This window comes from Aquabacterium sp., from assembly GCF_041909175.1.
Lineage (GTDB): Bacteria > Pseudomonadota > Gammaproteobacteria > Burkholderiales > Burkholderiaceae_C > Aquabacterium.
In genome coordinates, this window is record NZ_JAYRDZ010000002.1 from 154,025 (window position 1) to 175,623 (window position 21,599).

Sequence of the window (21,599 nt, forward strand, 5' to 3'; positions counted from 1 at the left end):
TCACTCCTCTTCAGGTCGGGCTTCATCGCCCAGTTGCTGCAACTGCTCGGTGTTACTCAGCACATCGGCCAACACGTCTTCTAGCTTCTCGTTGCCAGCCATCTTGTTGCGCAGATCAGAGAGCTTTGTGCGAGCCTCCAGCAGCCGGCGCAGAGGCTCCACCTGCTGGACCACGGCTTCCGGGCGGAAGTCATCCAGCTTGCGGAAATCGAGATTCACAGCGAACTCGCCACCGTCTTCGCTCAAGCGATTGCGCACGCGGTAACTGGCACGGGGTGCCATGCCTGCCAGGACCTCGTCGAAGTTGTCGAGATCGACATTCACAAACTTGCGATCCTTCAGACGGGTCACGGGCTGATCAGGATCGGGCTGTCCCACGAAGTCCCCCATCACACCCATGACAAAAGGGAGTTCCTTCTGCTCGATCGCATCGCCGATCTCGACGTCATAAGTCAGTTGCACTCGGGGTGGGCGAACGCGCTCAAGGCGCTTTTGCACGCTGTCATTCTTGGCCATGGTGAGATCTCCTCTGAAGTGAATTACTGCAACGCGCCGAATGGATTGGTGCGCCCACCCGCCCCAGTCGGCGCTGACTTGATCGTGCTGTTCGCCTTGGTGGCATCAACCGCCTTGACTGTCGAACTGGAAGAAGTGCCTGCACTGGCCGACGCAGCGCTACCTGCGCCCGCGCTGGCAGGCGCAGACGTGTTTGACCGAACAACGCGCCGTGCTGCTGGCTTGCGCGAGGCCGGTGCGCTCGCGCCATCTGCGGCCGGAATCAGGATGGGCTCACCAAGCGCATCACGGATCAGCTTGGCCACACTCTCTGCCTCTGTGCGGGTCGAACCATTGACCTCATTGACCTTGCGCAGTTGCTCCAGCGCGTTGGCACTGACACGCAAGCCACTGACAGCCAGAATGCTTTTGGCAGTCAGATCGCTGGTGTCACGCTGCAAGGCCTCCTGAGCTGCCGTGATGGCCTGACCATATTGATGCGCATCGAAATAGATCTGGGACTTGCGGACCCATGGTGTCTTGCTGGCCGGATCGACCTTGGCCGCCTGATCCAACTCTGTGAGCGCCTCTTCCGTACGCCCCTCCTTTTGAGCCTTGTCAGCCAGACTCAAGCGCTCTGCCAGCTTTTCTGCAGACAGCTGGGAGGCCGACTCCGCCGACATCTTCTGGGTTGTGCCGCATGCCGACAAAGCGGCAACCATGACCAGCATCACGGCACATGAAAGGCCGTGACGGACTTGCGATGAACGCACCGTGGAACTCCTGAATTTGTGGATGTATGTAGGGTTCAAGAAGACATGTCTTGCCTTGAACTGGCGCGATTTGAGCCCAAAGCCCTTCACCACAGCCACCCCCTTATGGGGTGCATTCAGGACTCTTGCATCTGGTTGCAATTCCCCCATCCCTCTCGTGGGGGGGAAGGGCCAGACACACGCTTTCAAGCTGCCTACACTCCCGCGCAAACAGCCGCTCTCCAGGGCTGGTAACAATACAAAGCACAGGGATCCAAAGCATGAAGGCGAGGTATGGCATCTGGTTGACGCTGATGCTGGTGGCGTGTGCCTCATCCCCCCCGCCCTCGGCGGATCTCATTCCCACCGGGGCATCGGCAGGGTCCGACAGCAAGTCGGACAAGCTGATTGATCTGGCCAGCATCAAGGACAAGGCGCTTGAGTTCGTTGGCATCAAGAAAGAGGCCCCACTGGAGTTGCCTGAATCGGCCAAACCCGACTGGCGCGTGACTTGGCAACTGCGCGCCAGTCCCTCCCTGAATGTCACACCGTCCGGCCAATCGCTGGCCATGGTCGTTCGCCTCTACAAGCTACGCAGCGCAGATGCGTTCACGCAAGCGCCTTATGACGCGTTCGGAGATGCCGCACGAGAAAAGCAGGCTTTTGGCGACGATCTCATCGAGGTCAAAGAACTGCGCTTGCTGCCTGGTCAGACAGAGCAGATCAAGACCAAGGTGGCGCGAGAGGCGAGCTACATCGGCATCGTGGCGCTGTTTCGAGATCCTGCAAGCAAGCGCTGGCGCTATGCATTTGACACAGCCAAGTCGGCCGACTCGGGTTTGATCATTGGTCTGCACGCATGCGCCATGAGTGTGCAGCGTGGTGAGCCTCTCGGGCTGCCAACCGAACTGGCTCGCTCCGTCGCCGTGAGTTGCTCCTGACGACCCCACCGCTCAACGCATTGAAAGGAACTGCGGTGCTACCTACGCAAAAAATCCTCTGGGGTGAAGGCCTGTTTCTGCGCCCACAACACTTCCAGCAACAGGACGCCTACCACGAGTGGCGCCTGGCCCAGTATGCACGTGCCCTGCACCCCCACGCATGGGGCATCCGGCACATCAAGATAGATGCCGATGCCTTGCAGACAGGCGTGCTGCGCATCCTTGAACTGCAGGTCATCTTTCCCGATGGCGAGATGTTCAATGCCCCTGGTGAAGACCAGTTGCCCGACCCTGTCCAGATCCAGTCCTGCCTGCCCGACACGGACGTCAATGAGGTGGTGCTGCATCTGGCCTTGCCACCCATTCGACGCCATGGCAGCAACTACAGCACCGGTCGCGACGATGCCGATCTTGGCGTTCGGTACTTCAAGCATCACATCGAGGCACCTGACGCCTTCACCGATGCCGTGTCGGCCGAATTGACGGTCTTGCAAAAATCCGTGCGCATCCTGGCCGACCACGAACCCCGCGCCCACCTGGTCACGGTGCCCGCCCTGCGACTGCGACGCACTGCCAGCGGTCAATTCGAACAGGATGGCCGCTTCATCCCACCCAGCCTGAGCCTGCAGGCGTCCCCTGCCTTGCTGCTGCACCTGCGCCGGCTGCTCGACATCCTGCAAGCCAAGGTCGATGCGCTGTACGGCCTGCACCGGGAACCCAGCAAGAACATCATCGAGTTCCGCTCTGGCGACGTCGCATCCTTCTGGTTGCTGCACACGGCCAGCGCAGCATCCGCTGGGCTGAGCCACTTCCTGCGCAACCCCGGCCTGCACCCGGAGCGGCTGTTTCAAAGCCTGCTCGAACTGGCTGGCTCGTTGATGACGTTTTCGAAAACCTACACCTTGTCCGATCTGCCAAGCTATGAGCACCACCAACCCGGTCAGGCCTTCATCAAGCTGGACCAGATCATCAGGGATCTGCTCGAAACGGTGATTTCCACACGCTACTTTTCTGTCCGTCTCATTGAAGAGCAGCCGTCGTTCCACCGAGCACGGCTCGACTCCGAACAAATCGGCAACCAGACTCAGCTGTATCTGGGTGTCAGCGCCTCGGTGCCCCCCGCAGAACTCGTTGACATGGTGCCGTCACGCTTCAAGCTGGGGGCGCCTGACGATGTTGACAAGCTGGTGTTGTCCGCCATGCCTGGTGTACGGCTGGTTCACGCTCCGCAGGTCCCGGCGGCCATCCCGGTCAAGCCCGGCGCGTACTACTTCACCCTGGATACGCGCAACCCTTTGTACGAACGCATGCTGCAGGCTCAGGCCCTGACGCTGTATGTCCCGGCAGGCTTGCCGGATCTGCAACTTGAACTTGTCGCTGTCAACGCATGACCACGCCCACACTCATGGCACCAGCCAGCATGGCAAGCCCGGCACGCAAGGAAACCTTGCTGGATCTGATGTACGACGGCTTTTATCTGTTGTTTCTGCTCAAAGGCCGCCACGCGCCCCAGGACGCCGATGTCTTTCGGGAGCGGATCAAGCAGTTCCTCACGGCATTTGAACGGGGTGCCACGCGGCTGGATGCCGATGCTGAAGATGTCTACGCCTGCAAATATGCGTTTTGCGCGACCATCGACGAGGCCATCCTGATGTCAGGTTTCAAGGCGCGAGACGCCTGGCAGCGCCTGCCCTTGCAGCTGCAATTTTTCGGTGATCAACTCGCTGGCGAGCAATTTTTCACCCGGCTGGAAACCTTGCGGGGAGAAGGTGCCCGCCGCGTGGAGGTGCTCGAGGTGTTTCACATGTGCCTGCTGCTCGGTTTTCAGGGCAAGTACCTCATCGAAGGTTCAGAAAAGCTCGCCTACCTGACCTCGAGGCTGGGCACAGAAATCGCCCACCTGAAAGGTCAACGCAGTGGTTTTGCCCCGCACTGGGCGGCGCCAGACCGCATTCGACACCAGCTTCGCCACGAAGTGCCCCTGTGGGTGATGGGTGCCCTGCTCGGCTTGCTGTCACTGACGGCTTTTGCAGGCCTGCGATGGCAACTTGGCCGGATGGCGGAGCAGCAACTCGGCAGCCACCACGACATCGTGCAATTGGCTCCACAGGTGGCGCACATCACGGTCACCCTGCCTTGAGCGAGGCGCGTTCAGCTTGGATCTGATTCACGCTTGACCGCGCCGACCGTCCCGCCAGCACGCACATCGCCTGCCAGCTCGCGCAGCTGGTTGAGCCGTTCTCCGATCTTGATTTCCAGACCGCGGGGAACAGGTCTGTAAAAAGCCTGCGGTGCCATGCCATCGGGGAAATAGCATTCGCCCGCGGCCACACCACCAGGTTCATCGTGGGCGTAGCGATAGTCCTTGCCAAAGCCCATGTTCTTCATGAGCTTGGTTGGCGCATTGCGCAAATGCAGCGGCACAGGTCGGGTGGTGTCCTTGGCCACCCAGGCCCGCACCTCGTTGTAAGCCTTGTAAACCGCATTGCTCTTGGGGGCCATGGCCAGGTAGACCACGCACTGCGCCAGGGTGAGCTCACCTTCAGGCGAGCCCAACCGTTCATAGGTTTCAGCAGCGTCCAGTGCCAGCCGCAAGGCCCGCGGGTCGGCCAGTCCGATGTCTTCGCTGGCCATGCGAATCAGTCGACGGGTGATGTAGCGCGCATCCACGCCACCATCGACCATGCGCACGAACCAGTACAAGGCCGCATCCGGATCGGAGCCCCGCACCGACTTGTGCAGGGCCGAGATGGTGTCGTAGAACTGGTCCCCGCCTTTGTCATAGCGTCGCAACTGCTCGCCCAGGGATTTTTCGAGTGCAGCCTCGTCAATGGTGACGCGCCCCTTGAGCATGCCTGCCAGTGTCTCGTAGGTGTTGAGCACCCGGCGGGCATCGCCATCTGCATAGGCGATCAAACGGGTGCAAGCCTGCGGCGTCAGCTCCGGTCCCTGGATGGCTTTCTGGCCCCGGTCCAGCAACTGGCGCATCGCCGCCTCGTCCATGGCCCGCAGCACATGCACCGTAGCCCGCGACAGCAACGCCGCATTCACCTCGAAAGAAGGATTTTCCGTGGTGGCCCCAATGAAGGTGAACAGCCCCGACTCGACATGCGGGAGAAAAGCGTCCTGCTGCGCCTTGTTGAAACGGTGAACCTCGTCGACGAACACAATGGTGCGCCGACCGGACGCTTGCGCAATCAGCGCTTTGTCCACCGCCTCGCGGATGTCCTTGACGCCGCCCAGCACGGCTGAGATGTTGAGAAATTGGGCATCGAATGCCTGGGCCATCAGGCGTGCCAGCGTGGTCTTGCCAACACCCGGCGGGCCCCACAGAATCATCGAGTGAGGCTGCCCTGACTCGAATGCCACACGCAACGGCTGCCCCTCGCCCAGCAGATGGTCTTGCCCGACAACTTCGTCCAGGGTACGCGGGCGCAAACGCTCAGCCAGCGGCGCGTTCAACGGCACGGGTGGGCTGGGGGGCGCACTGCGCTCACCATCGGAATCGGGAAGCAAAGACATGGTTTCCTGCATGTGCATATTGTCGCGCCGCTTGGCCGAATCCCCTCACCGTAACGTGGAACTGGACAGGGCGTGCCTTTGCTGCGACAATAAGCAATTCCCCGATGTTCAGACAACTTGTTCCAATATTTGAATTGGCGCAATCGTACCCATCTGGGCTCGCTCATCCCCTCTGACCCTTTCAAGCCGGGCTGACACCGTCGGGTGTCCTCCATATACGTGTCTTGAGTTTTGGTTGGCGGCGATGCCGTCGCTTTCAACCGACTCACCGTGACGATTCGGCACCTGTCACTGAACAGGCCCTTTCGCCCAGTTACGCGATTCGGACACGAATCCATAGCGACTCACCTGCTCCAGCAGCCTTGATCCGGTGCTGGACATTGCCCCATGGCGCCTCGCTTTGACGAGCAGCCGTGGTGTTTCGTATTGCCTTGCTTGAAGCACACACCGACATGAACCAATCTGAAGACACCTCCAAGATCGACGCCCTGGCGCGCCTGATCGACCAAGAAGACACCCCTGCCACCGAGGCGGATGAGAGCGCCGAGTCGCGCACCAAATTTGCTGATCTGGGCCTGAGCCCTGCCCTCGTCCGCGCCCTGGCGGATGCCGGCTATGAATACCCGACGGCTGTTCAGGTGGAAGCCATTCCGGCCGCCATGAACAACGAAGACCTGAAGGTCGCCTCCAGCACCGGCAGCGGCAAGACTGCCGCCTTCATGCTGCCGGCACTCGAGCGCATCGTCGCCGCACGCGGCGAGGGCAAGCGTCGTGAAAAGGGCATGATCCACGGCCCTCGCGTGCTCGTTCTGGCCCCGACCCGCGAACTGGCCCTGCAAGTGGCCAAGGCCGCTCAGACCTACGGTCGCCACCTGCAAGGTCTGCGCGTAGCCACCGTGGTGGGCGGCGTGCCTTACGGCGCCCAGTTGAAGGCTCTGCGTGGCCCTCTGGATGTGCTCATTGCCACGCCTGGCCGTCTGCTGGACCACCTGGGCACCGGCGCCTGCGTGCTGAGCAACCTGGAAGTACTGGTGCTTGACGAAGCCGACCGCATGCTCGATATGGGCTTCATTGAGGACATCGAATCGATCGCCGCTCAAACGCCTGCCGAACGTCAGACCCTGATGTTCAGCGCCACGTTTGCCGGCCACGTGGGCAGCCTGGCTCAACGCCTGACGCGCGCCACCGCCCGCTCGATTGACATCGCCAGCCATACCGATCGCCACGACAACATCGAGCAACGCCTGCACTACGCCGATCACCTCGGCCACAAGAATGAGTTGCTGGACCGCATCCTGACCGCGAAGGACGTCGATCAGGCCGTGATCTTCACGAGCACCCAGCGTGATGCCGACGTGCTGGCCGACCGTCTGGCTGACATGGGTCACGCCGTGGCCGCCCTGCATGGTGGCATGCCCCAAGGTCGCCGCAACCGCGTGCTGCAGGCCCTGCGCCAGCGTCAACTGCGCGTGCTGGTGGCTACCGATGTGGCCGCTCGCGGCATTGACGTGCCGACCATCACCCACGTGATCAACTACGGCATGCCGATGAAGCCGGAAGACTACGTGCACCGCATTGGCCGTACCGGTCGTGCCGGCCGCAGCGGTCTGGCTGTGACCATCGCCGAACGCCGAGACGTCCCGATGCTGCGCCGCATCGAGCGCTACACCACCCAACAATTGCCGGTGGCCACCATCGAAGGCCTGGAGCCCAAGATGCAACCCGCACCCGATCGCCAGCGCTTTGGCCGCGGCAAGCCGATGCCGGGTCAACGCCATCGTGACGACCGTTTTGGTGGCCAGTCACGCGGCTTTGGCGGCCCGCGTCAGGACCGTGATGAAGGCGGCTACCGTGGCGGTCATCACCACCACCCTGACCACGCAGCCCAGGGCCACCGCGCACCGCGCGATGACATGCCTTTCCGTTCGAATGAGCGCGGTGACCGCCCCTCTTTCGAAGGCGAGCGCTCGGATCACCATCCGCGTCGCGACGAGCGACATGGCGGCTATGGCGCCAAGGCTGGCTTTGGCGGCAAGCCTGGCTTTGGCGAGAAGCGCCACGGCGGTCAGGACAAGCCTGGTTTCGGTGGCAAGCCCTCGTTTGGCGACAAGCCCCGCTTTGGCGACAAGCAGTCCTTCGGTGACAAGCCCCGCTTTGGTGACAAGCCGTCGTTCGGCGACAAGCCTCGCTTCGGTGGTGACAAGCCCCGTTTCGGCGACAAGCCCGGCTTCGGTGGCAAGCGTCACACTGGCGCCCCCAAGCGCCAGGGTTGATCAGGGTTGATCCAGCACGTCCGCCCCCTTGGGCGGCGTGAACTGGAAGCGGTTAGCCGGGAGGCTGACCCGCGACTCAAACTGGGTGAAGGTCAGCCGAGAGTGCTGACCAAATCCATCTTCAATGTCGAGTGCCATCAGCGCACCCGCCTTGAACCCCACCCTCACAGACCGGAACTGCCCGTCCTTGTTGCGCGGCGTCGCCTCTACCCATTCGGAGCCAGCCGGCTCACCAGAAGGCACCGCCACATTGCGCAAGGCAAAGTCCTTGTCGAGCGAACCGCCTGAGAGCAATGCTGCAGGGCTTGCCCCCAAGGCCTGGCTCATGGGGCGCACCGTGACCTGATTGAGGTCTTCATCCCATAACCAGACCTTCTGGCCGTCACCCACGATCAACTGCGGGGTCGGCGTCTTGTATTCAAAGCGGAAGCGGTTGGGGCGCTGAAACTCCAGGCTGCCGACAGACTTGCGGGTCTTCTTGCCATCGGGCGAAGTCACCAGTTGGGTGAACTGGCCTCTGCCACTGCCCACGTCCTTGACGAAGGCATGCAAGGTGCTCACGCCATCCGCATGCGCAGGGATGGACAACACAGAAGCGGCCGCCAGCCACGCGCCGGCAACCCAGGCACGCCGGGACTGAAGCCCTGCATGCAAATATCTCAGATTCATATCAGGCATCCCAAGGGGCTGCGGTAGCACCCCCATCTCCACCACGCGCCGGCACCAGCAATTCGCGGTTGCCATTGGTGGCCATATTGGATACGAGTCCGGATTTCTCCATTTGTTCCAGCAAACGGGCCGCACGGTTGTATCCAATGCGCAGGTGACGCTGCACCAGCGAGATCGAGGCCTTGCGGTGCTGCAAAACGATGGCGACCGCCTGGTCGTACATGGGGTCGGATTCCCCCTCGGCACCACCCACCCCGCCCCCTTCGGCGCCGCCGGCATCACTGTCCAGCGTGCCGCCTTCAAGGATGCCTTCGATGTAGTTGGGCTCGCCCTGCGACTTGAGGTACTCGACCACGCGATGCACTTCATCATCACTGACAAACGCACCGTGCACCCGCGTCGGCAAACCCGTGCCCGGCGCCAGATAGAGCATGTCCCCCTGTCCCAGCAGGGCTTCGGCCCCCATCTGATCCAGGATGGTGCGGCTGTCAATCTTGCTGCTGACCTGGAAGGAAATCCGCGTCGGGATGTTGGCCTTGATGAGGCCGGTGATGACATCCACAGACGGTCGCTGCGTAGCCAGAATCAAGTGGATACCGGCAGCACGGGCCTTTTGTGCCAAGCGGGCAATCAGCTCTTCAATCTTCTTGCCGACCACCATCATCAGGTCAGCCAACTCATCGATGATGATGACGATATGCGGCAGGCGCTCCAGCGGCTCGGGTGACTCCGGGGTCAGGCTGAACGGGTTGGGTATCAACTCGCCCCGGGACTTCGCCTCGTCCATTTTCTTGTTGTAGCCCGCCAGGTTGCGCACACCCATCTTGGACATGAGCTTGTAGCGGCGCTCCATCTCACCGACGGCCCAGTTGAGGGCATTGCCAGCCTGCTTCATGTCGGTCACGACCGGACACAGCAGATGGGGAATGCCCTCGTAGACGCTCATTTCCAGCATCTTCGGGTCGATCAGGATGAGGCGCACATCGCGGGCCTCGGCCTTGTAGAGCAGGCTCAGAATGGTGGCGTTGATGCCCACCGACTTGCCGGAGCCAGTGGTACCCGCCACCAGACAGTGCGGCATTTTGGCCAGATCAGCCACCACAGGCGCACCGACAATGTCCTTGCCCAGGCCGATGGTCAACATGGACTGTGCGTCGTTGTAGACCTGAGAGCCCAGGATTTCCGACAGGCGGATCATCTGCCGCTTGGCATTGGGCAGCTCCAGCGCCATCAGGTTCTTGCCAGGGATGGTTTCCACCACACGGATGGACACCAGCGACAGCGAACGGGCCAGATCCTTGGCCAGGTTGACGACCTGCGAGCCCTTGACGCCTGTTGCGGGTTCGATTTCGTAACGCGTGATCACTGGCCCAGGGGACGCCGCCACCACCCGCACGTCGACACCGAAGTCCTTGAGCTTCTTCTCGATCATGCGCGAGGTCATCTCAAGGGAGTCTGCGGTCACGGTCTCCACCCGGCCAGGTGGCTCGTCGAGCAGCGCGATCTGCGGCAGCTTGGTATCAGACAACTCGGAGAACAGCGGCTTTTGCTGTTCCTTGACGATGCGATCGGACTTCGGCACCTCAATGATGGGCTGTTCAATCACCAGTTGCACGGGCTCGATCGGCATGTCGTGGCGCACTTCTTCGACCACGCGCTCACGCTCAATGGTGGCCTTCTCACCCAGGCGGATATCGCGCTCGACCTCGCGCTGCGCTTCCCGCCGCTCGCGCAGACCTTCGAAGGACGCACCAATCCGTTCAGCCAGATCAAGCCAGGAGAACCGGAATGCCAAGGCCAACCCAGCGACCAGCAAGGCGATCCACAGCACCCCAGATCCATTGAAGCCCAACCAGGTGCTGCTGAGCTGCCCCAACATCCAACCCAGTACCCCGCCAGCGTGCTCGCCAGCCAGATTGGCTTCATTGCGGTATAGCCGCGTCCACTCGAGCGCAGAGCTGGACGACATCAGCAACACCACGCCCAGCCAGAAGGCCCAGCGACCGCGCTGAGGAGCAAGCCCCCCTGTAACCGGCACAGCAAGGCCAGTATCACGCCGCAACCAACGCGCCAGGCCACCAAGCCAGACCCGTGCACCGACCAAGATCAGCCACCAGACCGAGTAGCCAAACAGAAACAGCCCCAGATCGGAGGCCACTGCACCCAGATGCCCACCCCAGTTGTGCGCCTCGGTGCGCATACCGGATGTCGTGAAGGCTGGGTCCAGCTTGTCATGGCTCAGCAGGGCCAGCACACACAGAATCAGCAACACCCCGCCCAGGAGCAAAAATGCCTGGTACCGCAAGGTGTGCTCGATGGGGTCACCCGGCTCGGGCGCCGGTGGCGCGGGCTGGCGATGCAGGCGACCGGTCACACGGGCGCTGCCCCCAGAGTCTTTGCGCTTGTCCGCCCGACCAGCGGGGGAAGCCGTTTCACTTCGAAGTGATCCCAAAGGAAAAGTCATGCCCGCATTGTGCGGGCATTTTGCTCAGGTTGCAGAGGAGAGAACCGTATCAGGCTGTTGCCATCAGGCGGTCCTTGAGCAGCACGCTGCCGGTCTCCTGAGTTTCGATCAAACCGCGCTCCTCCAGATCCTTCATCACGCGGCTGACCATCTCCCGAGAAGCGCCCACGTGCTTGGCCAGATCCTGGCGCGACACCTTGCCACGGATGATGCGGCCACCGTCTTCGCCATCAGCCATGTCCAGCAAGGCACGGGCAACCCGGCCATAAACATCAAGCAGCGCCAGTGACTCGATCTGGCGGTCGGCATTGCGCAGGCGCTGCACCAGTCCACGCAGGATGGCGTAAGACAGGCTGGAACTCTCCGGCAGGCACCGTGCGAAATCGGCCCGCCCCAGTACCAGCACATCCGTCTGCACTTCGGCCCGGACCGTGGCAGAGTGCGGTTCGTTGTCGATCAGACTCATCTCACCGATGTAGTCGCCCGCTTCCAGCACCGCCAGGATGACCTCGCGACCACGCTCGTCCGCAGCAACAACACGAGCACGGCCCGTCAGAAGAATGAAAAGAGCATTACTCTTACGCCCGCGTTCGACGATGAGCTCGCCGCGGCGGTAACGCCGCTTGACCACGCTTTCGGCGATGCTTTCGGCCTGGGCAGCCGTGAGCATCGAAAACAGTGGCACGCGCCGGATCAGATCAAGATTGGACAGCATGGCCATGGGAGCTCCTCGTGCATGAATGGCGCGGTGAACGAATCACCTTGAATCGAACGCGACAAACAACCTGTCTTTACAATTTTCGGCATTCCTACCGGAATTTGTAGGCACTTTATCGATGTCTTTACTTGGGACAACCCCGAAGATACGACGGGAATCCCCTTTTTGTTTGCATACCCACAAGGAAACGCACTATGTCAAACACCCAACATAGCCAGGTTCTGGTCCTGGGCTCCGGCCCTGCTGGCTACACCGCAGCCATCTACGCTGCCCGCGCCAACCTCAAGCCGACCCTGATCACCGGCATGGCGCAAGGGGGTCAACTCATGACAACCACCGAGGTCGACAACTGGCCCGCCGACGTGCACGGGGTGCAAGGTCCGGACCTGATGCAGCGCTTCCTGCAGCACGCCGAGCGTTTCAACACCAGCATGGTGTTCGACCACATCAATGCGGTCGATTTCTCGAAGCGCCCGTTCACACTCAAGGGCGACGCCGGCACCTACACCTGTGATGCCCTGATTCTCGCGACCGGGGCCTCGGCCAAGTACCTGGGTTTGCCCTCGGAAGAGGCCTTCATGGGCCGTGGCGTCAGTGGTTGCGCCACCTGCGACGGCTTCTTCTACCGTGACCAGGAAGTGTGCGTGGTTGGCGGCGGCAATACTGCCGTGGAGGAAGCACTGTACCTGTCGAACATCGCCAGCAAGGTTCACCTCATCCACCGCCGTGACAAGTTCCGTGCTGAAGCCATCATGATCGACAAGGTCATGGAAAAGGTGGCGGCCGGCAAGATCGAGTTGCACCTGTTCAACGTGCTGGACGAGGTGCTGGGCGACCAGACCGGCGTGACCGGCGTGCGCCTGAAAAACATTGATGATGGCAGCACCAAGGACCTGACCCTCAAGGGTTGCTTCATTGCCATCGGACACGCGCCCAATACCGAGATCTTCCAGGGTCAACTGGAGATGAAGGACGGCTACATCGTCACCCGTGGTGGCCAAAATGGCTTTGCCACCATGACCAGCGTGCCCGGCATTTTTGCGGCTGGCGACGTGCAAGACCACATTTATCGCCAGGCCATTACCAGCGCCGGAACCGGCTGCATGGCTGCGCTGGATGCTCAGCGCTTCCTGGAGCAAGGGGCGGCCTGATCGGTGCCTCTTTGCAGACGCTGATTTTCTGGCTATAATCAGCGTCTTTGCAAAAATTCGTCCCGACATAGGGGCTCAATGCCGAGGCATTGCGGCCTTTTTGTCGGAAGGGTGATGTCCCAAGAGTCTGCCTTCGGGGTGATTCTTGTTCTGATCACTGCTTCGCAACACCAGCTTTTAGCGAACGGAGAAGCGTCATGGCACGCGTCTGTCAAGTTACGGGTAAGCGCCCGATGGTGGGAAACAATGTTTCTCACGCCAACAACAAAACCAAGCGTCGTTTTCTGCCTAATCTGCAGTACCGCCGTTTCTGGGTCGAGAGCGAGAACCGTTGGGTTCGTCTGCGTGTGAGCACGGCTGCTCTGCGCCTGATCGACAAGGTGGGTATCGACCAGGTCCTGGCTGACCTGCGTGCCCGTGGCGAACTCTGATCGGAGACTGAAAAATGGCTGCTAAAGGCGGACGCGAAAAGATCAAGCTGGAATCCACTGCGGGTACCGGCCACTTCTACACCACCAGCAAGAACAAGAAGACCACGCCTGAAAAGCTGGAATTCATGAAGTTCGACCCCAAGGCACGCAAGCACGTGCTGTACAAGGAAATCAAGCTGAAGTAATTCAGCCCTTCCCTGTAAAAAACCCGCCCAGCATGGCTCGGCGGGTTTTTTTATTGCATATGAAAACCCCCGCCGTAGCGGGGGGCAGCATGTCAAGCGTGGGCAGCACGCAGCTTTCGAGAAAACTCTTCCAGGGCGGCCACGCCACTGGCCTCGGCCTTCTGGCACCACGCCTGCAGATCCAGCACCAGTTGCTCGGCAGACACATTGGTCCGCGTCCACAAGGCTCGCAGCTCTTCCCGCATCGCCAGCAACTGATCCAAGCCAGGGTGCGCAGCGCGCGCCTGAGATACGGCCTGACGCAGGCGTTCTGGCACCTGGTTGTCATCTCGGTGGAGCCACTTGCGAACCTTGCCAAGCTGCTCAGCTGCTGATTGTTGCCCGCTGGACTTCAAGCGGCTCATCTCGACCTTGCAGGCCTCCCGCACTTCACGGGCATAGCCGGCCATCAATTCATACCTGTTGGCCACAATGGCCTCCAGCGTCTTGGCATCTGCCACCGGCTTCACATCACCCAGTTGCAAACGCGGCGGCGTCTTGCGCACCTTGGCCAGGCCCACGATTTCCATCGCACGGATATAGCCCCAACCGATATCGAACTCGTAGGACTTGACCGACAGCTTGGCCGATGTGGGATAGGTGTGGTGGTTGTTGTGCAACTCTTCGCCACCGATGATGATGCCCCAGGGCGAGATATTGGTGGATGCGTCAGCCGCTTCAAAGTTACGGTAACCCCAGTAGTGCCCGAGGCCATTGATGATGCCTGCCGCCGTGATCGGAATCCAGATCATCTGGACCGCCCAGACGGTGATACCGATGGCGCCGAACAAGGCCAGGTCGATCACCAGCATCGTGATCGGGCCCCAGTTGTTGCGCGGGGTGTAGAGGTGACGTTCCAGCCAATCATCTGGCGTGTTGTGCCCGTACTTCTTCAAGGTTTCTTCCTTGAGCGCTTCGTCGCGGTACAACTCACGCCCTTGCAACAGCACCGTCTTGATGCCGTGCGTCACCGGGCTATGCGGGTCTTCCACTGTTTCGCATTTGGCGTGGTGCTTGCGGTGCACCGCCACCCACTGCTTGGTCACCGTGCTGGTGGTCAGCCACAGCCAAAAACGAAAGAAATGTGACGGGATGGCATGCAACTCGAGGGAACGGTGCGCCTGGGCCCGATGCAGAAAGATCGTGACAGACGCAATCGTGATGTGCGTCACCACGAGGGTGAAGGCGACGATCTGCCACCAACTGGCATCAAGCAGTCCATGGATTGACCACTGCAGTGCCGCATCCATCAACCCACCGGCAAAAACAAAATCTGACATTCAAAACCTCTCAAGCGGAACCCGCGATTTTAGGTGGATCAGCGCAACCTGTGTCATGGATAGCGCCCCCAAAAACACGATGCCAACCCATTCCCTAGCAACAACTTCCAACAGATGCAATCCCAATATCATGGGAAAATTCAGGACCACAAAATCTGCATACGTCGGTTCACGCGCACGCTCCTGACATGATCAGAACATTGGTTACTGGAGGCGCCGGATTCATCGGCTCTCATCTCTGCGAACGTCTTCTCCAGCAAGGACATGAAGTCCTATGTGTCGACAATTTCTTTACTGGACAACGTAGCAATATCAGCCATTTGCTCCGTGAGCTTCGCTTCGAGTTGCTGCGACATGACGTGACATTTCCGCTCTATGTCGAAGTCGATGCTATCTACAACCTAGCCTGCCCTGCCAGCCCGATCCACTATCAGTTTGACCCGGTCCAGACAACAAAGACCAGTGTGCTGGGTGCCATCAACCTGCTGGGTTTGGCCAAGCGATTGAAAATTCCCATCCTCCAAGCCTCGACCAGCGAGGTTTATGGCGACCCGGAAGTACACCCACAGACAGAAGCCTATTGGGGCCACGTCAATCCTATCGGCCCACGCAGTTGCTATGACGAAGGCAAGCGTTGTGCGGAGACGCTCTTTTTTGACTATCACAGACAACATGGAATCGACATCAAGGTAGCCCGCATCTTCAATACCTATGGACCGAGGATGCACCCCAGTGATGGCCGAGTCGTCAGCAACTTCATCGTGCAGGCTTTGCGCAATGAACCTATCACCATTTACGGGCAGGGCTTGCAAACCCGCAGCTTCTGTTTTGTGGATGACATGGTGGATGCTTTGATCAAACTGATGGGGACTGCATCAGGCGTCACCGGGCCGCTCAACCTGGGCAACCCTGTTGAATTTTCCATGCTCCAACTGGCCGAGCTTGTTATCGACATGACAGGCAGCCGCTCCACTTTGACTTTCATGCCGTTACCACAAGATGACCCTCAGCAACGTCGGCCTGACATCAATCAGGCAAAAGATGTGCTGGGCTGGATGCCATCCACCCAGCTGACAGAGGGACTCCAGCGCACTGTTCAATATTTCAAAGATCAACTGCAGCTTGGCGGCTAAATAGAAAACCGGCCACATGGCCGGTTTTCATCAGTGGTGGCAGTGAACCAATGTGGCTCACTCCACTGTCAGCACCACCTTCACGCTGCCATCCACTGCCGATTTTTCGATGTAGCCGATCGCATCGGGGTTACCCGCCACGAACTTCTTCACCTCGGCAGCAGAACCCAGCTCACGGGGTGGTGTGGCCTTGCCCGAGAAGGTCAGCCGGGCCCAGGTGGCTTTCACCTGAGCCGAGGTCTTTCCTGCAGCCTTGCTGTAGAAGATTTCATGCGCGTTACTGGACTCTGGCAGGTCAGCCGCCTGCGCGACCGAGCCATTCGGCAAGGTGTTGGTCTTGCCCATGAAAATGGCCGCAGCCTGGTCAGACGTCAACGATGTCACCGAGCTTTTCGGACTCACGATGACAGCTACTTGAGCAAATGCCACATTGGCAGCCACCATCAGGCAGGCAGCAGTCAGACCACGGAGGACGTGAGTGAACTTCATATTGGTGCCCCCTCGTTTTAGAACACAAAGTCAACAGACAGCGAGACTGCGTTGACGGTTTGTTTGTTGTCGTAGAAATCGCTGCCCACGGTTTCGTTCACATAGAACATACCCACGGAGTCAGCCGGCTTGACGATGCGGTCCCACTGGGCCTTGATCGCTACATTGCTCAGGACATCCCAGCGCACACCCAGTGAGGTCGTGCGCTGCTCGGTGTTCTGAGTGGCCAGGAATTGCGTGACATAGGGGGAAAACGGCGGGACGCCAGGGGCCATGGCAAGCAAAGGGTTCGTATGACGCTTGTCCACCGAAATCTTCGACACGGCCAGGTAGGGCGTGAACTTGCCGAGGCGATAGCCCGCCGAGGCATACCAGCCAGTCGTATCACTGATATAGGTGTCGGTTTTACGCTTGGTGTACTCCATCGAGGCCAGCCAGTTGCCACGGTCGATCGAGAGGCCGATCCCCGTGAATGAGGCGTCCGCACCAGAGGCGGTCAGCAAAGCCTGTGTTTCGGCACAAGGGGCTGCCGCAGCACACAGTGCAGCATAGCCTGCCAGGGTCTCGGTGGTATCCGACTCCACTTTCAGCTTGCCCTGGGTGTGGCCCAGACGCAGGGTGATGCCACCATCGAACTCGGCTTGCAGGTTGATCCCACGCATGTTGTTCAGGATCACCTTGGACGGTTCGGTGATATCCGACAGGCTGTATTTGGTATCGGCGCGGCCAGCAAAGATGGAGGCCGACAAGGTGGTGTCGCCAATCGAGGTCTGGTAGCTGGCATCTGCACCGTTGAAGCTGCTGAATGGCACCTGCCCGTAGACGTCCAGAGGCGTACGCACCCACAGGTTGGCGTAATTGACCTCACGGAAGTCGGAAATCATGAACAGGGGCGCGCCCATGCGGCCAACGCGAATGGCCACGGAAGGCAACGCTTGCCACTTTGCAAAGGCCCACTCTACCGACGGGGTGTATTGGCCTTCGGCATCGTACTTGCTCATCAATTGAGCAGTGAAAGACACTGTCGGCGTGAACTTGTAGGTCCCCTGGACAGCAATCTTGGAGTCCGGATTCAGGCTGAAATCACTGCCGGCACCACCACGCTGCCCTTTGTAGTTGAACTCAGCATCGTCCGTATCCAGCTTCACAGCACCCAGGGTGCCAAAGCCAGACAGGCTGAATTTGCCGTCTTCGGAGGTGTAACCACCCGCATGCGCGCTCATGCAGGCAGCCATGGCTGCCAGAGCCAGGGGCAGGTGCCGATGTTTGAAATGGGACATGAAAATGACTCCTCGATATGTTGGACCACAGCGAGCCTGTGGGAACCGACCGCAGCCGGAACCTTTTTCAGAGTGGGGTGTTCCCGTTATCTGAAAAGCTTTGTGGTTGTCGACATCTTCGAGTCACTTCTTGATACTCGTATGGTGAAAAAATGCCGGCTACACCCGGCATTTCGTCACGCAAGCATCAGATCATGATCAGACTCAAGCGTGAGCCAGTCATCCGCGATGGGCGAGACGTTCCTCGATCTGGGTTTCCAGCAACGCTGCCAAGGCACGTCGGTCAGCATGATTTGCAGCCTGCAGCGGCAATATGCTCAACTCCACCTTGAGCCCACGTGCCGTCAGCACCCGCCACAGCGACTGCATGAGGGTGGTCTCCCCCACGAATTCAACGGATGGGCTGACGGCATAGCCCGGTTCACTGTAGGCCAATGCCATGGGCTGCACCGGCTCACCCGCATCAATGGCCGCCTGAAGAAAATTGGCGTGGAAGGGCAACAGCTTGTGCCCTGAGCCAGTTGTGCCTTCAGGGAACAGGGCAACGGTGTCACCAGCCTGCAGGGCCTGAGATACCAGGCCGATCACCCGCATGGCATCCCGGCGCCGTTCACGCTGCAGATACAGGGTACCGGCTGCGGTCACGATGCGGCCCACCACAGGCCATTGCTGCACCTCGGCTTTGGAGACAAAACGCGAAGGAACGGCAGCATTGATGACCACAATATCCAGCCACGACACGTGGTTGGCCACTACCAGCTTGGGGCCTGGACGAGCAGAACCATGCACCACCAGTTCGATATCAAGGCACTGCAGCATCTGCTGTGACCACACCAGGATCGCAGCCTCGCGCTTGGCGGGAATCCAGCTGGCGTAAGGCATGCGAGCAAGCCATAACCCCCGCACCACCATGATCAGGACCTTCAGCACCCGCAAGGACGCCAGCAGGCCGTTGGCAAATACAGACCGATCTGCTAACTGAACCGTGGTGCTCATCCAGATCACTCCAGCTCGTGGGCGACCTGACCGGCCACCAGTGTCAGACAGACGCGCCCCGGCAGCTCGGACGCCGTCGACTCGAATGCATACGGGGTGAACTTGCCTTGGCTCACGAGCAGATCACGCTCGACACGCCAGTGCACCTTCGGGTCGACCACGCAGATGTCGGCCACGCCGCCCTGCACCAGCCGACCTGCGCTGGAAGCCAGCGACCCCAAGGCTTCGCCCAGCACCTTGACCGGGCCACAGGTGACCACAGCAAGGGCTTGACGCAGGGCAGCAGGAGACAGATCACCGCCAGCGTCAGCACCGGCCCACTTCAAGGCCAGACTCAAGAGCAACTCCAGTCCGGTGGCGCCAGGTGTGGCCTCACCAAACGGCAGCATCTTTTCGTCGTCGCTCACGGGGTTGTGATCCGACACCAGCGCATCCAGCGTGCCATCGGCCAGACCAGTCTGCAGGGCATCGCGATCACGGCCCTGGCGCAGTGGCGGAGTCAAACGCATGGCTGGGTTGAAGTAACCAATGTCCACGTCGGTCAGCAACAGCGAGTTGATGCTCACATCCGCCGTGATGGGCAAGCCCTGGGCCTTGGCCTGGCGGACCAGGTCCACCCCTGCGGCACTGGAGAGACGGCACAGATGCACGCGCACGCCAGTGGCACGAACCAGCTCGATGATGGTGTGCAAGGCGATTGTTTCAGCACTGACCGGCACGCCCGACAGACCGAGGCGAGTCGCCACAGAGCCACTGGCAGCCACACCCTTGCCCAGCCACGCGTCTTGCGGACGCAGCCAGACGGTATAGCCGAAGGTTGCCGCATACTGGAAAGCGCGATTGAGCACCAGGGCATCTTTCACGGGGGCATCAGCCTGCGAAAAGCCGATGCAACCGGCCTCGGTGAGCTCGGCCATCTCGGTGAGCGCTTCGCCCTTGAGCCCTCGCGTCAAGGCGCCCAGCGGGAACAGTCGGCAACGGCTGAGCTTGCGGGCACGCAGTTTGAGCATCTCCACCAGGCCTGGCTCGTCCAGCGTGGGGTCGGTATCGGGCAGGCAGACCACGCTGGTCACGCCCCCCGCCGCGGCAGCGGCCAGTTCCGACTCGAGCATGCCCTCATGCTCATGGCCCGGCTCACGCAGACGTGCAGCCAGATCGACCAGCCCGGGGGCCACTACCAGACCTGTCGCGTCGATGGTCCGATCAGGAGTGAAGTCGGCACTGACGGCGCCCATGGACGTGATGCGACCACCCGAGATGGCCAGGTCGCCAATTTGGTCCAGGCCGGAAGCTGGGTCAACCAGTCGGCCGTTCTTGATGAGGATCTTCATGCTTCGTTGCCCGCGATGATGGACATGACGGCCATACGGACCGCGATACCAAAAGTGACTTGGGGCAGGATGACGCTCTGCTTGCCATCTGCCACGGCGGAGTCGATCTCGACCCCGCGGTTGATCGGCCCCGGGTGCATCACGATGGCATCCGGCTTGGCATAGGCCAGCTTCTCAGGCGTCAGGCCGAATTCTTTGAAGAACTCGCCGGAGCTGGGCAGCATGCCGCCCGACATGCGTTCGTTTTGCAGTCGCAGCATGATGACGACATCACAGTCTCGGATGCCTTCGACCATGTCGTGACAGACACGCACGCCCATTTCGCGCAGGTCACCGGGCACCAGGGTGCGGGGGCCCACGACACGCACATCGGGCACACCCAGTGTAGTCAGGGCATGGATGTTGGAGCGCGCCACACGCGAGTGCACGATGTCGCCGACGATGGCGACCGACAGGTTGTGGAACTCCTTCTTGTAGTTCCGGATCGTGAACATGTCTAGCAGAGCCTGCGTCGGGTGGGCATGGCGGCCGTCACCGGCATTGATCACGTGCACATGCGGCGCCACGTGCTGGGCGATCAGGTAAGGCGCCCCCGACTCCGAGTGACGCACGACGAACATGTCGGCGCTCATCGCACTGAGGTTGGCAATGGTGTCGAGCAGGCTCTCGCCCTTGGCGGTAGACGACCGTGCAATGTCGAGGTTGATCACGTCTGCGCTGAGGCGCTTGGCCGCAATCTCGAACGTGGTGCGCGTGCGCGTGCTGTTCTCAAAAAACAGGTTGAACACGCTCTTGCCACGCAGCACCGGCACCTTCTTCACTTCGCGGTCATTGACGCTCAGGAAGGTGGCAGCGGTATCAAGGATCTGGGTGATGATGGGCTTGGGCAGCCCTTCGGTCGACAGCAGGTGAATCAACTCACCATGGCTGTTGAGTTGCGGATTGCGTTGGGGTTTGCGAATGGTCATTCGACCCTCTCGAAGTGGAACTGGAAACCACCATCGGCGGCGCGGGCCAGCGACACCCGCTGCGTTGCCGGTAGCGTGATGCGGGCTGCAGACAGCGCGGGCTCGATGGGCAGCTCACGGCCACCGCGGTCGACCAGCACAGCCAGCGTCACGCTGGCCGGGCGCCCGAAGTCGAACAGCTCGTTGAGCACCGCCCGCGTGGTGCGGCCGGTGTAGAGCACGTCGTCGACCAGCAGGATGTGCCGGCCATCGACAGAAAAAGGCAAATGGGTGGCAGAGGTCGCCCCCGACAGGCCGCGAGAGCCATAGTCATCGCGGTGCAGGGCAGACGAAATCACGCCGTGCGGCTCCGTGCGGCCCAGATCTTTGCTGAGACGCTCGGCCAGCCAGGCCCCACCGGACCACACGCCCACCAGCGCCATGTCTGGCGTTGCCAGCCGGCGCATGCCGGACAGCAGGTTGACATAGAGGGCCTCGGCATC

21 protein-coding genes are annotated in these 21,599 nt (G+C 60.7%); 8 read left to right on the top strand and 13 right to left on the bottom strand.

Annotated elements, in window-relative coordinates; genetic code table 11:
* Entirely contained in the window at positions 1–516 is a 516-nt protein-coding gene (tssB, locus tag ACE3PH_RS03300; RefSeq protein WP_374316504.1) for a type VI secretion system contractile sheath small subunit, read from the bottom strand.
* Between the two features lie 23 nt (positions 517–539).
* Complete coding sequence (locus ACE3PH_RS03305; RefSeq protein ID WP_374316506.1) at positions 540–1,217, bottom strand: hypothetical protein; 678 nt, start codon at positions 1,215–1,217, stop codon at positions 540–542.
* A 311-nt stretch (positions 1,218–1,528) separates the two neighbouring features.
* On the opposite strand from ACE3PH_RS03305, the gene tssJ reads away from it, so the two are divergent.
* The 3 genes from tssJ to icmH are packed head-to-tail and all read left to right on the top strand — an operon-like array spanning position 1,529 to position 4,328.
* On the top strand, positions 1,529–2,188 hold the full coding sequence (gene tssJ, locus ACE3PH_RS03310; RefSeq protein ID WP_374316508.1) for a type VI secretion system lipoprotein TssJ: 660 nt from the start codon (positions 1,529–1,531) through the stop codon (positions 2,186–2,188).
* Positions 2,189–2,223: 35 nt separating this feature from the next.
* Positions 2,224–3,579, top strand: coding sequence for a type VI secretion system baseplate subunit TssK (tssK, locus tag ACE3PH_RS03315; protein WP_374316510.1), 1,356 nt, complete (start codon positions 2,224–2,226; stop codon positions 3,577–3,579).
* The gene (icmH, locus tag ACE3PH_RS03320) at positions 3,576–4,328 is read left to right on the top strand and encodes a type IVB secretion system protein IcmH/DotU (RefSeq protein ID WP_374316512.1); all 753 of its coding nucleotides are present in this window, start codon (positions 3,576–3,578) and stop codon (positions 4,326–4,328) included. The genes tssK and icmH overlap by 4 nt, the downstream gene beginning before the upstream one ends.
* Positions 4,329–4,339: 11 nt before the next feature.
* Here the strand turns inward: icmH and ACE3PH_RS03325 are convergent, their stop codons facing one another.
* The gene (locus tag ACE3PH_RS03325) at positions 4,340–5,710 is read right to left on the bottom strand and encodes a replication-associated recombination protein A (protein ID WP_374316514.1); all 1,371 of its coding nucleotides are present in this window, start codon (positions 5,708–5,710) and stop codon (positions 4,340–4,342) included.
* Positions 5,711–6,162: 452 nt separating this feature from the next.
* Between ACE3PH_RS03325 and ACE3PH_RS03330 the strand changes: the two genes are divergently transcribed.
* Positions 6,163–7,983, top strand: a complete 1,821-nt coding sequence (locus tag ACE3PH_RS03330) for a DEAD/DEAH box helicase (RefSeq protein WP_374316516.1) — start codon at positions 6,163–6,165, stop codon at positions 7,981–7,983.
* Here ACE3PH_RS03330 and lolA read toward each other — a convergent pair whose 3' ends face one another.
* Genes lolA through ACE3PH_RS03345 form a run of 3 tightly spaced genes read right to left on the bottom strand, consistent with a single transcriptional unit; the run spans position 7,984 to position 11,837 of the window.
* Positions 7,984–8,652, bottom strand: a complete 669-nt coding sequence (gene lolA / locus ACE3PH_RS03335; protein WP_374316518.1) for an outer membrane lipoprotein chaperone LolA — start codon at positions 8,650–8,652, stop codon at positions 7,984–7,986.
* A gap of 1 nt (position 8,653) precedes the next feature.
* Positions 8,654–11,116: a DNA translocase FtsK gene (locus tag ACE3PH_RS03340; RefSeq protein WP_374316520.1), complete on the bottom strand. Its 2,463-nt coding sequence runs from the start codon at positions 11,114–11,116 to the stop codon at positions 8,654–8,656.
* A gap of 49 nt (positions 11,117–11,165) precedes the next feature.
* Positions 11,166–11,837, bottom strand: coding sequence for a Crp/Fnr family transcriptional regulator (locus ACE3PH_RS03345; RefSeq protein ID WP_374316522.1), 672 nt, complete (start codon positions 11,835–11,837; stop codon positions 11,166–11,168).
* 191 nt (positions 11,838–12,028) lie between these two features.
* Between ACE3PH_RS03345 and trxB the strand changes: the two genes are divergently transcribed.
* From trxB to rpmG, 3 genes are all read left to right on the top strand, one after another.
* On the top strand, positions 12,029–12,985 hold the full coding sequence (gene trxB / locus ACE3PH_RS03350) for a thioredoxin-disulfide reductase (RefSeq protein ID WP_374316524.1): 957 nt from the start codon (positions 12,029–12,031) through the stop codon (positions 12,983–12,985).
* A gap of 197 nt (positions 12,986–13,182) precedes the next feature.
* On the top strand, positions 13,183–13,416 hold the full coding sequence (rpmB, locus tag ACE3PH_RS03355; RefSeq protein ID WP_374316526.1) for a 50S ribosomal protein L28: 234 nt from the start codon (positions 13,183–13,185) through the stop codon (positions 13,414–13,416).
* Between the two features lie 14 nt (positions 13,417–13,430).
* Positions 13,431–13,601 carry a 50S ribosomal protein L33 gene (gene rpmG, locus ACE3PH_RS03360; protein WP_374316528.1) on the top strand — a complete coding sequence of 57 codons (171 nt, stop codon included), beginning with the start codon at positions 13,431–13,433 and terminating at the stop codon, positions 13,599–13,601.
* A gap of 92 nt (positions 13,602–13,693) precedes the next feature.
* Here rpmG and ACE3PH_RS03365 read toward each other — a convergent pair whose 3' ends face one another.
* A complete protein-coding gene (locus ACE3PH_RS03365; protein ID WP_374316530.1) occupies positions 13,694–14,920 on the bottom strand; it encodes an acyl-CoA desaturase in 1,227 nt (408 codons plus the stop codon).
* Between the two features lie 188 nt (positions 14,921–15,108).
* Here ACE3PH_RS03365 and ACE3PH_RS03370 point away from each other — a divergent pair, with 188 nt between their 5' ends.
* On the top strand, positions 15,109–16,053 hold the full coding sequence (locus ACE3PH_RS03370) for a UDP-glucuronic acid decarboxylase family protein (RefSeq protein WP_374316532.1): 945 nt from the start codon (positions 15,109–15,111) through the stop codon (positions 16,051–16,053).
* A gap of 57 nt (positions 16,054–16,110) precedes the next feature.
* Here the strand turns inward: ACE3PH_RS03370 and ACE3PH_RS03375 are convergent, their stop codons facing one another.
* From ACE3PH_RS03375 to pyrR, 6 genes are all read right to left on the bottom strand, one after another.
* A complete protein-coding gene (locus tag ACE3PH_RS03375) occupies positions 16,111–16,542 on the bottom strand; it encodes a hypothetical protein (RefSeq protein ID WP_374316534.1) in 432 nt (143 codons plus the stop codon).
* 17 nt (positions 16,543–16,559) lie between these two features.
* Positions 16,560–17,822 (bottom strand): porin, encoded by a 1,263-nt coding sequence (locus tag ACE3PH_RS03380; RefSeq protein ID WP_374316536.1) that lies wholly within the window; start codon positions 17,820–17,822, stop codon positions 16,560–16,562.
* Between the two features lie 219 nt (positions 17,823–18,041).
* Positions 18,042–18,818, bottom strand: coding sequence for a lysophospholipid acyltransferase family protein (locus ACE3PH_RS03385; protein WP_374316538.1), 777 nt, complete (start codon positions 18,816–18,818; stop codon positions 18,042–18,044).
* 5 nt (positions 18,819–18,823) lie between these two features.
* Positions 18,824–20,149 carry a dihydroorotase gene (locus ACE3PH_RS03390; protein WP_374316540.1) on the bottom strand — a complete coding sequence of 442 codons (1,326 nt, stop codon included), beginning with the start codon at positions 20,147–20,149 and terminating at the stop codon, positions 18,824–18,826.
* Positions 20,146–21,117 (bottom strand): aspartate carbamoyltransferase catalytic subunit, encoded by a 972-nt coding sequence (locus tag ACE3PH_RS03395; RefSeq protein WP_374316542.1) that lies wholly within the window; start codon positions 21,115–21,117, stop codon positions 20,146–20,148. Before ACE3PH_RS03395 ends, ACE3PH_RS03390 begins: the two co-directional genes overlap by 4 nt.
* Positions 21,114–21,563, bottom strand: coding sequence for a bifunctional pyr operon transcriptional regulator/uracil phosphoribosyltransferase PyrR (gene pyrR, locus ACE3PH_RS03400; protein WP_374316886.1), 450 nt, complete (start codon positions 21,561–21,563; stop codon positions 21,114–21,116). The genes ACE3PH_RS03395 and pyrR overlap by 4 nt, the downstream gene beginning before the upstream one ends.
* Positions 21,564–21,599 lie beyond the last annotated feature (36 nt).

Bases quoted from the DNA above. Each gene is read 5' to 3' on its own strand.
- ACE3PH_RS03385 (WP_374316538.1), bottom strand. From the start codon at position 18,818: ATGAGCACCACGGTTCAGTTAGCAGATCGGTCTGTATTTGCCAACGGC.
- ACE3PH_RS03325 (WP_374316514.1), bottom strand. From the start codon at position 5,710: ATGTCTTTGCTTCCCGATTCCGATGGTGAGCGCAGTGCGCCCCCCAGC.
- ACE3PH_RS03380 (WP_374316536.1), bottom strand. From the start codon at position 17,822: ATGTCCCATTTCAAACATCGGCACCTGCCCCTGGCTCTGGCAGCCATG.
- tssJ (WP_374316508.1), top strand. From the start codon at position 1,529: ATGAAGGCGAGGTATGGCATCTGGTTGACGCTGATGCTGGTGGCGTGT.
- rpmG (WP_374316528.1), top strand. From the start codon at position 13,431: ATGGCTGCTAAAGGCGGACGCGAAAAGATCAAGCTGGAATCCACTGCG.
- ACE3PH_RS03375 (WP_374316534.1), bottom strand. From the start codon at position 16,542: ATGAAGTTCACTCACGTCCTCCGTGGTCTGACTGCTGCCTGCCTGATG.
- ACE3PH_RS03305 (WP_374316506.1), bottom strand. From the start codon at position 1,217: ATGGTTGCCGCTTTGTCGGCATGCGGCACAACCCAGAAGATGTCGGCG.
- trxB (WP_374316524.1), top strand. From the start codon at position 12,029: ATGTCAAACACCCAACATAGCCAGGTTCTGGTCCTGGGCTCCGGCCCT.
- tssB (WP_374316504.1), bottom strand. From the start codon at position 516: ATGGCCAAGAATGACAGCGTGCAAAAGCGCCTTGAGCGCGTTCGCCCA.
- ACE3PH_RS03340 (WP_374316520.1), bottom strand. From the start codon at position 11,116: ATGACTTTTCCTTTGGGATCACTTCGAAGTGAAACGGCTTCCCCCGCT.
- lolA (WP_374316518.1), bottom strand. From the start codon at position 8,652: ATGAATCTGAGATATTTGCATGCAGGGCTTCAGTCCCGGCGTGCCTGG.
- ACE3PH_RS03365 (WP_374316530.1), bottom strand. From the start codon at position 14,920: ATGTCAGATTTTGTTTTTGCCGGTGGGTTGATGGATGCGGCACTGCAG.
- pyrR (WP_374316886.1), bottom strand. From the start codon at position 21,563: ATGCGCCGGCTGGCAACGCCAGACATGGCGCTGGTGGGCGTGTGGTCC.
- ACE3PH_RS03390 (WP_374316540.1), bottom strand. From the start codon at position 20,149: ATGAAGATCCTCATCAAGAACGGCCGACTGGTTGACCCAGCTTCCGGC.
- ACE3PH_RS03395 (WP_374316542.1), bottom strand. From the start codon at position 21,117: ATGACCATTCGCAAACCCCAACGCAATCCGCAACTCAACAGCCATGGT.
- rpmB (WP_374316526.1), top strand. From the start codon at position 13,183: ATGGCACGCGTCTGTCAAGTTACGGGTAAGCGCCCGATGGTGGGAAAC.
- ACE3PH_RS03370 (WP_374316532.1), top strand. From the start codon at position 15,109: ATGATCAGAACATTGGTTACTGGAGGCGCCGGATTCATCGGCTCTCAT.
- ACE3PH_RS03345 (WP_374316522.1), bottom strand. From the start codon at position 11,837: ATGGCCATGCTGTCCAATCTTGATCTGATCCGGCGCGTGCCACTGTTT.
- icmH (WP_374316512.1), top strand. From the start codon at position 3,576: ATGACCACGCCCACACTCATGGCACCAGCCAGCATGGCAAGCCCGGCA.
- ACE3PH_RS03330 (WP_374316516.1), top strand. From the start codon at position 6,163: ATGAACCAATCTGAAGACACCTCCAAGATCGACGCCCTGGCGCGCCTG.